This window comes from [Clostridium] scindens (assembly GCF_019597925.1).
In the GTDB taxonomy this organism is placed as follows: domain Bacteria; phylum Bacillota; class Clostridia; order Lachnospirales; family Lachnospiraceae; genus Clostridium_AP.
On record NZ_CP080442.1, the window covers coordinates 2,616,494 to 2,629,977 of the forward strand.

The following is a 13,484-nucleotide window of genomic DNA, read 5'->3' on the forward strand; positions in this document are numbered from 1 at the left end:
TCTACTATTAAAAATCATTATCTTATTCAATATAAGTAACAAACTCTTCATATTTTCTTGCAATATATTGATTATTAATTTGAGGCGCCGCATCAATTCTTTCGCCGCAAAAACAGTGCATATGATTTTTTACACAATCATAGCCAGCAATACACGAAAACTCTACCCCTCCCGAAAAACGCGGATTACATTCTAATAAATAGTAATCATTTCGACTATCTACGATAAATTCAAAATTTACACATCCAGCAATATTTAAGGCATTGGCTAAATTTATACACTGATTTTCCAGTTTCTGTTCTGAAAATACATAAACGGATGTGCCCGCACCATTCAGCGTCCTTAATAGTTCTTTTCGCGCTATCGCAACTGTATCCTTTTCAGAAGGTTGACGCACAACGTCAACCGTTACTATATGACCTTTAATATAAGGTTGAACTATTATTCGCTTCTTATCTGCTTCAGTAATATAAGCATTCCATTCAGAAATATTATTTATATATTTTAATCCCTGGCTACTGCGTCCATCAAATGGTTTACATACAACAGGGAATTCATTGGGTAGTCCCTGAAAATCTTTAAGCAACTTGGAAGGAATTGTATTAATTCCAAATTTACCACAGACAAAGGATTGTAGTGCCTTTTTATTTCTACATATATCTAATGTCTCTTTTGGTGACATACACAAACATATAGTTCTCTCTTCAAACCACTCTCTATGGTGATTAAGCACATCTACCTCAACATCTGTCAGAGGAATAATATATTTAATGTCTTCCTTAATACAGACTCTTTGAATAAAAGATAAATATTTTTCTGTATCATCCACATAAGGTGCCTGATAAAAATTATCCACCTGACTCGCATCAGCGATCCATTCTTTTGGATAAATATCACAACCTGTAATCTTATATCCTTGTTTATGCAGATTTTTAATTACTATATCTGCCGAAAAAGAACCAATAGCAGTTACCAAAACGTCTTTCATTACGTTACCTCACAGTTTTTATATAATAAATGTAACCTTCGTCCGAAACTTTTCGTTTCTCAAATCCAAATTTTTCATATAAACCTATTGCCTCTATATTAGTTTTATAAGTATGCACTTCTATTTGCTTCATTCCACTTGCTTTACATTTTTGAATAAAATCTTCCAGTAAATGTTTGCTAATTTTATTTCCTCTAAAGGCCCTATCAATGATAAGAACTGAAATATACCCTTTTTTTGTCTCATGGTTATTACAATATCCACCTAACAGCCCCACAATCTTATTTTGATATAAGGCACAAATTACACTTCCCTTCCCACAAAGTTTAACAGTATATTTGTCAAGATCAACTCTTTCCGATAATGGAGTCGGAAATTCCTTGTCCATAGCCTTTAAAAAAGAAATGATTTCATTAATATCTAGTTTTGTACAAGCAACAATTTTAATATTCATTTCTTACCTCACACTATTTTGTCAATATTATCGAAAAATAATGGTAATCCACCCGTATGAATAAAAAGCACATTTAACGGCCGAAGTTTTTGCTTCTGCAAGAAATCAATCATTCCGTAAAAAGCTTTCCCTGTATATGTTGGATCCAAAGCAATACCATTAATTTTATATACGTCTCTTATTATCTCAATAATTTCCTTGCCATAAATCCCATATCCGCCAAATAAGTAATCATCAATGACATTTATTTCAGATTCACTAATTAAGTCAACAGAAATATTTTGGAAATAAGCATCTATGTACTTTCTAATAACCTTACGTTCATCAAGCGATGGCCTTGCTACTGAAATTCCTACTATTTTCTCTGTGCCACCTTTAATTGATCTGCCAGCAATCAATCCTGCCTGAGTCATTCCTGTCCCTGTTGCATAGAAGATATAATCAAATTCTATTCCCATGCCACTCTTTTGTATATATATATCTCATTGTATACCTTTTCATATGCTCTTACAGGAACTGCTTCATTTCCCTGTCCGTATTTATCGCCATATATATAATATGGATCAAGACCATCCTTTTGGCATTCATCCAATACTCTCTGAACAGTTTCTGCCACGTTCTCTTTTGTACAAGTATGGAATATAGCCTCACAAGCATTTACCAGTTTGCTATTATTAGTATAAGTGCGCTGACCATTTGGGTCTGCCGGAGATATAATATGGCATATTCCACCTCTGTTGTAATTCATATTCGCCAGTACTCTGCATAAATTAGATCGAGCATTCCCATAGCCAATCATACAGTTTTTACCCTTTGTATCCATGTCTCGAAAATATTCTTGCGCAATTCTTACTTTATTCCCTCCAAATGAAAAAGGTAATAAATCATCACGTTTTATATATAAATGAACACCCGTCAAATCTGTATTCATTTTCATAATTGGTGTAGTAAATTTCTCCATTTAAAATAATCTCCTATTATAATAAGAAGTAACTTTTGTTCAACTATTTTATTACCCTTTAAGTCGTTTAACCCGACTATAAAGTTTCCAGAATTTACTTTCTTTTATTTTATCTAACTCTGATAATAATTCACTTTTTTGTTGATTGACATTATTATAATATTGTTCTATCTCTTGTAATTCTATCAATTCAGTATATACTTCTACCTTTAATTCTCCTGGTTCTAAACTGGATAAAAAGTACTGGGGATCGGAAGTATAAAAAGTATCCCACTCTTCTTTTTTTATGCAATTTGATCCTAAAATATCGACTTTTTTACCATTATTATTGAGAGATACTATGTTAAATCTTCGGTATCGCCCTTCGTCTAAATCCAAGCGAGTTTCAACCACATCATTACATTGAAAATCGTCTAATTGTATTGTAAATATACATCTACCTAAGTGTTGAATAAATACTTTCTTCTTTATACATTCCTTTATGTTATATCCTTTTCCTGTATTAAAGAATAAAGTAACATCTAAACATCGGTCTGGATTAATTATATTAAACAAATCATACTTTTGTTTATCTATATTAAAACTCTTGCTAGAATAATTATATTTTTCTTGTATTAACCTTACTTTCTCTCTATCTTGAAAAATTTCATACAAGATTTCTAGTCCTATCAGCCAGTGCGCATGCCCTGGTCCTGTCAAAAACATTTGTGCAAGAGCAAATTCCTCCACCATTTCTCCATTAATAATATACTTTTTACATTCAGGAAAGACATTTAATACTTCATGACTTTCCAACAAGCCTTTATATTCCCTAAGAACAAAGATTTCTTCAGTATGAATTCTCTTTATGTTTTCCATCCTTTCTCCACTAGTATTGGATTCATCTCTATGTTTCCTAAAGCCTACTAATCTTTCTTGTATAATATAAATTTCTGCATACTTACAAAGCCTCACCCATTGAAAAAAATCAGGATACCCGTGTAACCCACTTGATATTATACCATACTTAATATATACTTCCTTTCTTATAAGAACACTAGGATGACATAAACAGTTACGATGATAAAAGAAGTAATGCAACCACTCAAATCTATTTCTATTGGGTTGTTCAAATATATTAAATTCCTGGTCAAATTCTTGTGAATATTCTATTCCCTCATCATCAATAAATTTTACCTTGGTAAAACATGCTGCTATCTCTTTATTATTATCTAACACTCTAATTTGCTTTTCTAACTTCGTATTTTCCCAAATATCATCACTGTGCACTATAGCAATATATTCTCCAGGCAAATTTTCGACTTGATCTTTCAGTCCAGATCCCCCTTGGTTAAATTCATGTCTTATAACTGTAATTCTTTTATCTAATTTTGCATATTTAGTAATTATATTCCAACTATTATCACTCGAACAATCATCAACAATAAATAACTGAAAATCTTTATATGTCTGATTTAAAACACTTTCTATGCATGGGCCTAAAAATCTTTCATGGTTATATGAAGTTAGCCAAATCGTTACTTTTTCCACACTATTATCCTCCAATTTAACATTAATTCTAAATACACACTTAAATCAAGAACTAAGACCAATTATACATCTAATCGGGATTCTCATCAATCATCTTTTATACCATGCCTATTTTTTATTCCTATTAATAAACAAAGGGAGAATCCTCGAAAGTTTTAATGTCTCATTGAAGATTCTCCCCTTATTAAACTAATAACTTAATAATTTTGCCATATAGCCATTTATGATACTGTAACCATATCCTTTTGCCATAGCCCAGCCACAATTAGGATTAGGGTTTTCCTGAATTCCCAGCCATTCTATATATGGCGCGCTACCTTTTTTAACATACTGGTATCTTGGATCCACACACTCGCTATTAAGTCCTGCACTAGATGCATATGCCTTTAAATGTTGCACATGGGCTCTAATTCCAATTTGCACATTTTTAAAACTATTGCCAGGTACACCGTTTCCTGTTGCGCCTAAACCTGCAAAGTTAAATTGTCCTATCTTGACATCCCCAGTATAGCGCAAAAAGTTTGTTTCTTTCATCGCCTGAGAAAAAGCAACTTCAGTCTTTATACCTTCACGCTTACACTCTAAATCGTACAGTTCACAAAAACGTGTAATATTAGGTGCATCCGTGTTTGCATAAAATGCTGGATATTGGGCGTTCGAATTATAATATTTAACCATTTGCTGAACTGTTGTTTCTGTTTCTCCCATTATCATATGGTAAAATGCCGTCTTGCCATTTCTTCCTTCATTCAGTCCAAAATTCATATAATGCCAAACATACAAACTATTGTTTTCACCATATAAATTGCGCAAATCGGCATAGTTGTTTTTATAAATATTTACGCAGAAATCTTCACACCCCTGTCGTCCTTCGGAAATACCGAAATTAACAAAATGCCAGATGGCTCCTAAATCATCATTTTGATAAAGTTTTTTAATATCAGGATATTTATTTATATAGTATTTAAAGTTATAAACGGACGAATAATCCACTCCTTCATACTGAGTTATAGCCCCAATAATTTCAGTAGTACCAATTGCACTTCTGCCCTCATCTTTTCCAAAATTCATATAATGAATATAATAAGACGTCCAATTATTTCCAAAACTCTTTCTCAAATCTGGATATCTATTCCAATAAGAAATCACGTCAAATTCTTTATTTCCTGTCCTCTTTTCTGCCATGCCAAAATAAACAAAATGCGCGATGGCTCCAACATCATCATCAGAATATGCTTTTTTTATATCTGAATACTTCTCTGCATAGTATTCAAAATCATATACTGCTGAATAATCTACTCCATTATATTCTGTAACAGGATTTGTGATCTTTGATACCCCAGTTGCTTTTCTTCCTTCCTTTTTACCAAAATTCATATAATGAGTGTAGTACAAAGACCAATTTTTGCCGAAAGATATCCTTAAATCTTGATATTTATTCCTATAAGATTTAACATCAAAGGTTGATATCGATGCTCTGCCCTCAATGATTCCACAATTAACAAAATGTGCAATAAGTGCATCATAATCCGTCCCATATATCTTTTTTAAATCTGGATTTTTATCTAAATAATAATCCGGATCATAAATATCTGAATAATCCACTCCATTATATACTGTCGTTTTATCGACTACCACATCTGTATTTCCAGTAGCTATTCTTCCTTCCTTCTTGCCCATGGTAATATAATGTATGTAATATGTCTTCAAATCATTTCCATATGCTTTTCTTATATCCGGATATCTATTTTTATAACTAAAAACATTAAATTCTTCACTAGCCTGCCTACCTTCTGCCATTCCAAAGTTAACAAAATGTCTTAACGCCCCAACATCATTATCTGAGTATGTATCCCGCAAATCGGCCTGTCTATTCATGTAGAAATCATAATTATACACATCAGAATAATCTCTACCCTCATATACCGTAACTGGTGTTTGTTTAATATCTCCTGTAGCTTTTCTCCCTTCATTTTTTCCAAAATAGATATAATGGAAATAGTATTGCCTATAGTCATCCTCATACATTTTTCTTAAATCTTGATATCTATTTTTGTATGATACTACATTAAATTCAGCATTTCCTTGTCTTTTTTCCTTCATGCCAAAATTTATAAAATGTGCCAGGGCACCTTCTTCGTCATTACTATAAGCAGCTTTAACATCTGCATACCTATTTATATAATATTCAAAATCAAATACTGGAGAGTAATCAACTTTAGATATCTTTAAATAATTTGCTATACCAGTGGCATCCGCTTTGCCCAAAGTTTGTAAAAAAGACTCACTTTTTAATTTAGCGGCATCTGTAGCGTTAGTTATAAAAGCATGTTCAACAATTATTCCAGGAAAACCATTAAGCTTACTATTTTTTATTACACTATAATAATCTGCAATAGAGCCGTCTTGATAACGTGTATTTGACTCTGAATTACGGTAGTGAACACCTCTATCACCTAGTCCTAAAGCCACCAATTGAGATTGTATTTCTTCTGCCAAAGCTTTTCCTTCATTATAGACCGAGGCATTATAACTTGAGTTAGGGTACCATACTTCTGCTCCATTAGGACTTGCAGATGTTGTAGAATTATTATGTATACTTACAAAAAAATCTGCTCCATAACTCTTTGCGATAGCAACACGTTCTTCTAGCCCAACATATGTATCATTATATCGTGTCATATATACAGTTACGCCTCGATATTCTTCTAATTCATTTTTGCAATATTGAGCTATTTTAAGATTAAGTTCTTTCTCTACTAACCCATTTGCCACGGCACCAGATTCGCTTCCACCATGTCCAGGATCAAGCACTACTACAGTATTTCCACTTTTTGCTGTCCGCATACGAGATTTTACATTTGAATCTCCCGTTTCTTTCAATGTGGTCTCTACTTCCTCTGATACTTTTTCTTCATCATCCGTATCAATAGAAGCAACTGATATTTCAATAGAATTTTGATTTAGATTTCCATCATCTACTGTCTGCGGAATTTCAACATCAACTCCAAACCTAGCTACTATTCCAATAGATTCTAGATCCACGCTAATCATTTCACCATCTTGCAAAAATGTAAGTAATTCTGGCGTATATACTCCACTTTCGGCATCTGTAAACGTCTTTGAAAACCGAAAAATATTATCTTCCTTGCTTTCCATCGACAATTCGATTTCATTACCATCATCTTTAATCAATGACAATTTTAAATCAGAAACATTCTCAGATCCCTCACCCAATGAAACCAAAATATATTGCTCCTGAGGCGATTGTAAGTAAGTCTCTCCAACACATAAATAGTTTATAAGACAACTTGCATTTGACACAAAACCATTATCTTCATTACTATTTATAGCATCGTCCGCATTTCTTATACTTGTATCATACTCCGCCTGCTTTTCATTCCCTCCCTCTTCGCTATCAATAATCTCCTCACCATTAATTGTTTCCTCATTCTCTATATTCTCCTGAGTGCCTTCAATCTGCTCTTCTGTATTCTCTGCCCCTTCTTTTGCAGTCGGATCCTGTGCATAAACATCAAAACCTATACTTGTGGTAACAAGTATATTTATAATTAACAATAAAGTAACCAATTTTTTTAATTTTTTCATCATACGCTGCTCCCTTTGACAAATTCATTAAGTAGTCTAAAGTTTTCCATTTTTAATGTTTCAAATCTAATGTCTCTTTAATATAATTATAATACTTTGTCATACCTTCATGAAAAGTCAATATTTTGTCTGTATAAATTTGTTTGATTTTTGAATTATCCAGTATAGTTTTTTCAACATCAACACTTCGTTTTTCTTTATACTCAAGATCAAGAGATATTCCTAAATTCTGCAATTCTTTAATAACGTCATTTTGACTAACTCCCTGGCATGTGCTTATATTAAAGACTTCTTCATCCCCTTCATAATATACAAGTGACTTAATCATTTTGCAGACATCTCCTATATATACATAATCTCTAATAATCTCTCCATTTCCCCATATCTCAAGAGGCTCCTTATTTAAAGCCTTTTTTATAGCAGCATCAATAAAACCAACACCTTTGTGATAATCTTGGCCCGGTCCATACGGATTTGCAATCCTGACAATTCTCATTTTTGTATGTAATTGAGTATTAAAGGTTCTAATTACGTTCTCAATACATAACTTTATACTTCCGTAATGGTTAATGGGTACTGGCAGCGCAGTTTCCTTTATAGGCTGGATTTCCTGAATTCCATAAACAGTCCCACCGGATGACAAAAAAATCATATTACTATTTTGCTCAATCAGCATATTACATAACTTAACTGTTTGTATAAAATCTCTACCATAACCTTGCATAAATCTTTGATTTGAATTCCCAGGATTAACTGTACTGATAGCATGAATTATTAAATCCTTTTCTTTTATCATATCTCTCAAAACAAGATCGTCAAAAAAGTCTCCTGCTAAATACTCGACCCCTTCTACTGGTTCCTTAGGCAAATTAAGATCAAAACTATATATTTCCAAATCATTTTGTTTGACTAATTCCCTCGCCAGATTATTACCAATAAAACCATTTCCACCTATTATCAAAACGCTTTTTCTACCCATATTTTACCCCTTTTATTTTAAATATTGCTCTTTATCTTGTACTATCCACTTTATTAAAGCATCTCTAACCTTTTCTGCCTCTTGTGTCCAAGATGTTTTAGACGCAAACTCAACTCCCTTTTTTCGAATTTCTTTCAATTTATCAAGGTGATTCAAATAATACTCTAAAGTATCAGCAATTTCTACGGGATCATAGTCAACTAATATCGCATTACAAGAGTTTACCAGCCATGCGCTATTTGGCCCTTTTGAACAAACAGCAACCGAGTTAGATGCCATAACTTCTAAAGGAAGTAAGGATAAATTAGTATTAGATATAATCAAACATAGGTCACACTGTGAATATATATTAGACAATTTTTCAATATTTACTATTCCTAAATTTTGATGTTTAAAAGGAATAACATATTTACTAATATCCTCCCCGGCAAAAACAATCTCTACATCTTTTATTCTCTTAGTTATTTCCTCTAATGCTAACAACCCCAATTCAAAATCTCTTCTCGCTGTATATGGCCGTGCATAAAAGAAAATTCTTTTTTTAGAAGTCTTTTTCTCTTGAGGCTTATATAAATCTTTATCATATGAAAACCCAAAACTTTCCGTATCCATACCATACTCATCGTGTAATTTTTCCTTCAGCCAATCTCCTGCTGTTATCCCTTTTAAGCCGAACTTATACGTATTCTCAGCAAATTGGTAGCATGATCCCATCGGGTAAAAATATGGCTCAAAGTCTTGAACAAAATAGCATTTTGTAATAGTGTTTTTGTAATTTCTAAGGAAATAGGCTGTTTGCCAAGAAGTTGCAATTGTCGCATGCGCAAAATTAATCTCGGAAACATCATAAAAAAGTTCTACTTTTGAATCTAATATACTAAAATGTTCTTTAGTAAATTTCCTAACAGATTCATTATCTCTATAATTCGGTGATAAATATAAGTAAACTCGACTATGAAATCCCATCTTTTCTAAATTACTTATAAATCTAAAAATGTTAATATGTCCCCCAGATCCAATTCCCATCTCAGGTATTATCCAATTTAAAAGAAAAATTTTATCGTCCTTGTGTAATTCGAAATCTTTTCTTTCAAAAGGTATTTCCTTCCTGTCCATAATAAATTCTAAATGCTTAAGTACCTCGACTTGGGGAGTAGTTACTTTCATTTTTTCAAGTACTCCTCGGAGCCCTCTTCTTCTTATAAAACGAACAGCCTTTTTAATAAATTTAAATAAATTTTTCATATAATTCAGTTATCCTTTCTTCATTAGGTAATTGCATTAAAAAAGACTTTAATCTTTCTTTTTCCATACTCTCTAATGAATCTACAGCATCCTTTTTAATAAACGGATCTCCTAATAACAAAAATTCATATGGTAACTCATTTTGGGGTGAATCAGTATGAACCCATTGATCAATATATTCACTCTCATGAATAAAAGTTTTAAAAGAATAACCTTCTTTCATTAGATTTGCATACAGATATTGACATAATCCTTCTGGCTTTTTTTCTAATTTCCAATCCCTCTCCCAAATACTTGATTCCAATATCTTTTTATTTAAAACCAAAAAATAAATAGGTTTTGCCAACATACTCCACATATCGACTTCTTGGCTATCCATAATTTCAAAAATATTTTCTAAATCATCAATTGGTCCTAAACACGACTCATCAACAAAAACTATTTGCGAGTATTCTTTTAATATGTCTATCGACAAATTCTCATAACTATGCCGATAGACTTTTCCGTATTCCTCTAACTGCTTTTCCATACCACTTCCTGAATAAACAAAAAGCCTGTTATACGAACTTCTGCTTTTCTTATCATTCTTCGTAATTTTGTTTACACATATTCTATAAGAATATCCTTGAGCCTTCATTAAATAAATCCACAAACGTTCTATAGAATGCGCCAAAGTAAGGTTTAATTGCCCCTCTTCATTCGGGAAATCCTTCATTGTATAGCCTACTTTAAAAAGTGGTTCTATGGCTTCGCAACGAGCCCAAAACATATTTCCAGTTGGAAATATTGGTTCATTAGGCAAATCAATATCCAAGCCTATTTTATTAATTATCTCTTTTACAGAGTCTTTTGCCCCATCCCATTTTACATACTCTTTTATAACAGGATAAACATCCGGCATAATAAATCCCAAATCTGGATTTGCCTCAAACAGATTAAAAACACCTTTTACATATTCGGGACTCCCCATTAAATGCCTCAACAAATATTTTCTCCAATCCTCGCCAAAATCTGTATGTAAAGATCGCTTGGTATGGATATGGCCTATATACTTATATTTTTTAATTACAGGCTTTATCTGACACAAAAAGGGAGCAACATCACGTCCTCTATTCTCAATATTTTCAACGATTATATTTTTTGCATTACAGAATGGAACAAATTGTTTTTCTATTATTTCTTTTTTCTCTACTGTATCAGTAGAGATATAACAATCGAATGGATATATAATATTATTTACCGCCTCTAACATCTCATCCATTAATTCCACAAAATATATATGAACCTGGATGGCAATTTGAGGCTTTTCAAGTAACTCATTCTCACTAGTACCAGAAGTAATTACTGTTGGAAAGGCTCGCAACATATAGTCATCATCTTGACAAGTTTTATTATTTCTTTTTTTTAATAACCTTTTAAAAAATCTATTCATAAATTATGCCTTTCTTTGTTTATATTGCTGCGAAAATCTTTTATCAAGTTTTTCTTGCTTTCTCTTAGAATATCTAGTGTACCTTCCTCCCTTATAGCCCCCAAAATATCTCCCATAATTTCTACATATACTATAATATATCCAATATATTTTTTCCCGTGTAGTAATAGGAAGCAAATGTACATATTTACAATCTCGATAAATGTGTTTTAGCCATAAAAATGGTAATTCAATCCAACGGTTTGCCACCACATACCCATGAATACTATAAAGCCCTTTATACTCATCATAGTATCTTTGGTAATAAGTTGCTAGACTAAAATTATGTGAATGATAAACTGCTGCATAAGGACAATAAACTTTCTTGTATCCCAATTCCATCATCTTCCGCATCCAAATCTGATCTTCTGCAAAATCAACATCTGGGTAATTATACAATTCCCATATGCTTCTTCTAATACAAGAATTATTATCTGAGAAATATGCTAAATGCTGCATATACGACGGTTCTTTATTATATCGGTCCCAGTCTTCGATGTAAGAAATAGTGTTATCTGTCCCCCAATTTCTAAAATGAGCCAATAAGTCCCTTCTGTCAAAGATATTACAATCCTCATAAGGATAATGAATACCAAATCCTCCAGCTATTTTTTCATCTAACTTCATAGCATTAACTAACTCTTGTAGCCAATTCTCATTTGCTGGTGCTGCATCTTGTGTAATGAATACTATAAACTCTCCATTACCTTTCGATGCCCCAAAATTTCTGGTTTTCCCATGTCCGAATTCTTCTGGTAAAATTTCATAAACTTTACATGGATATTTATTTAAAACATTTAACGTTCCATCTTTTGATCCAGAATCCACACATATTACCTCATAAGAGTATTGAGTCTTTTGTTTAAAAACCATATCCAATACTCTTTCTAAGATTTTCCCAGCGTTCTTCGTTGGAATCACAATTGTAACATCCATTTTTCTACTCCCTAAACAACTTAAATAACAATTTCATGAAAAAGAAAATATATAAGCAAAAACTGCAGCCAATAACAAATGTCTCCAAATCAAACCTAAATACATAATATTTCATAACAAGATTATTATTCGCCTGATATAAACTAACTGCATTAGTTGAATCAATATTTTCTACACTGGTTCGAATAATAAATTTTTTCCCTTTAGTTTCCTCAATTCGTTTAATCTTCAATTTATTAAACTTATTATTCTTTATCTGATTCCCTTGGATTTCTCCTGCTCCAACCTTTTCCCCCTGTCCATTACGGATTTCATATTTCAAAACGACATTTTCAAGACTTTCTCCTGCAGTAGCAATTTTCACATTTATACCATCTAGTTTATCCTCTCCACATATAAATGTCTGCTCATATATTTTATTTTCTTCCATTCCTATTGCTACATAATCGCTTGGATCAATATCTACATTATACATACAATGCATTTTATTTATATGCGCATATGCAAAACACGACGCTAACAAAACACTAATAATTATTATCCATTGCAAATACCTTTTCATTTCTAATCTCCCTTATGAATTTTTATATTCATTACAAACGTCTTTGACATTTCCTATTCTTTTAACGCATCCGCTATCTAACCATACAATTCTATTGCACAGTTTTTCTACTTGGGAAATACTATGTGAAACAAATAATATAGTAGTGCCTTTATCAATCATATTTTGAATTCTACGCTCACATTTTTCCTGAAATCTAAAATCACCAACTGATAAAACTTCATCTACAATTAAAATATCCGGCGTTCCTATCGTTGCTATTGCAAAAGCCAGTCTAGAAACCATGCCTGATGAAAAATTCTTTACAGGTACATTCATGAATTCACCCAATTCAGAAAATTCCACAATCTCTTCATAATGTTTTTCCATTTCTTTTCTAGGATATCCTAATATCGCGCCATTTAAATAAACATTTTCTCTAGCAGTCAGATCCATATCAAATCCTGCCCCTAACTCTATTAAAGGGGCCACCGATCCATAAACCTGTACTGAGCCCTTTGTAGGTTTTAAAACGCCAGCAATTACTTTCAGCATCGTGCTTTTACCTGAACCATTTAATCCAATTAGTCCCAATGCATCTCCTTTATCAACAGTAAAAGAGACATTCGTTAATGCCCAAAACTCATCATAAGTCACTTGATGCTTTAATGTCTTAATTACAAATTCTTTAAAACTATCTAACTTTTCTGATGCTAAATTAAACTTCATTGAAACATCGTCGACAACAATCATATGCTCTTTTTCCATAA

At 32.3% G+C, this 13,484-nt stretch carries 12 protein-coding genes; all 12 read right to left on the reverse strand.

Features of this window, described 5'->3' with window-relative positions:
• Window positions 1-22: 22 nt before the first annotated feature.
• Complete coding sequence (locus K0036_RS12570) at window positions 23-988, reverse strand: ATP-grasp domain-containing protein (RefSeq protein ID WP_220429872.1); 966 nt, start codon at window positions 986-988, stop codon at window positions 23-25.
• 4 nt (window positions 989-992) lie between these two features.
• Window positions 993-1,442 (reverse strand): GNAT family N-acetyltransferase, encoded by a 450-nt coding sequence (locus K0036_RS12575; protein ID WP_220429873.1) that lies wholly within the window; start codon window positions 1,440-1,442, stop codon window positions 993-995.
• A gap of 8 nt (window positions 1,443-1,450) precedes the next feature.
• Window positions 1,451-1,900: a pyridoxal-phosphate dependent enzyme gene (locus K0036_RS12580; protein ID WP_220429874.1), complete on the reverse strand. Its 450-nt coding sequence runs from the start codon at window positions 1,898-1,900 to the stop codon at window positions 1,451-1,453.
• A complete protein-coding gene (locus K0036_RS12585; protein WP_220429875.1) occupies window positions 1,891-2,403 on the reverse strand; it encodes a hypothetical protein in 513 nt (170 codons plus the stop codon). Before K0036_RS12585 ends, K0036_RS12580 begins: the two co-directional genes overlap by 10 nt.
• Window positions 2,404-2,454: 51 nt before the next feature.
• Window positions 2,455-3,933, reverse strand: a complete 1,479-nt coding sequence (locus tag K0036_RS12590) for a glycosyltransferase family 2 protein (protein ID WP_220429876.1) — start codon at window positions 3,931-3,933, stop codon at window positions 2,455-2,457.
• A gap of 189 nt (window positions 3,934-4,122) precedes the next feature.
• Window positions 4,123-7,545, reverse strand: a complete 3,423-nt coding sequence (locus tag K0036_RS12595) for an N-acetylmuramoyl-L-alanine amidase (protein WP_220429877.1) — start codon at window positions 7,543-7,545, stop codon at window positions 4,123-4,125.
• A 49-nt stretch (window positions 7,546-7,594) separates the two neighbouring features.
• Entirely contained in the window at window positions 7,595-8,521 is a 927-nt protein-coding gene (locus K0036_RS12600; RefSeq protein ID WP_220429878.1) for an NAD-dependent epimerase/dehydratase family protein, read from the reverse strand.
• A 12-nt stretch (window positions 8,522-8,533) separates the two neighbouring features.
• A complete protein-coding gene (locus tag K0036_RS12605; protein WP_220429879.1) occupies window positions 8,534-9,766 on the reverse strand; it encodes a glycosyltransferase in 1,233 nt (410 codons plus the stop codon).
• The gene (locus K0036_RS12610) at window positions 9,750-11,198 is read right to left on the reverse strand and encodes a rhamnan synthesis F family protein (protein ID WP_220429880.1); all 1,449 of its coding nucleotides are present in this window, start codon (window positions 11,196-11,198) and stop codon (window positions 9,750-9,752) included. The genes K0036_RS12605 and K0036_RS12610 overlap by 17 nt, the downstream gene beginning before the upstream one ends.
• 3 nt (window positions 11,199-11,201) lie before the next feature.
• Window positions 11,202-12,173: a glycosyltransferase family 2 protein gene (locus tag K0036_RS12615; protein ID WP_220429881.1), complete on the reverse strand. Its 972-nt coding sequence runs from the start codon at window positions 12,171-12,173 to the stop codon at window positions 11,202-11,204.
• A 4-nt stretch (window positions 12,174-12,177) separates the two neighbouring features.
• Window positions 12,178-12,735, reverse strand: a complete 558-nt coding sequence (locus tag K0036_RS12620; RefSeq protein ID WP_220429882.1) for a hypothetical protein — start codon at window positions 12,733-12,735, stop codon at window positions 12,178-12,180.
• Between the two features lie 12 nt (window positions 12,736-12,747).
• Window positions 12,748-13,482 carry an ABC transporter ATP-binding protein gene (locus K0036_RS12625; protein ID WP_220429883.1) on the reverse strand — a complete coding sequence of 245 codons (735 nt, stop codon included), beginning with the start codon at window positions 13,480-13,482 and terminating at the stop codon, window positions 12,748-12,750.
• Between the last annotated feature and the right edge of the window lie 2 nt (window positions 13,483-13,484).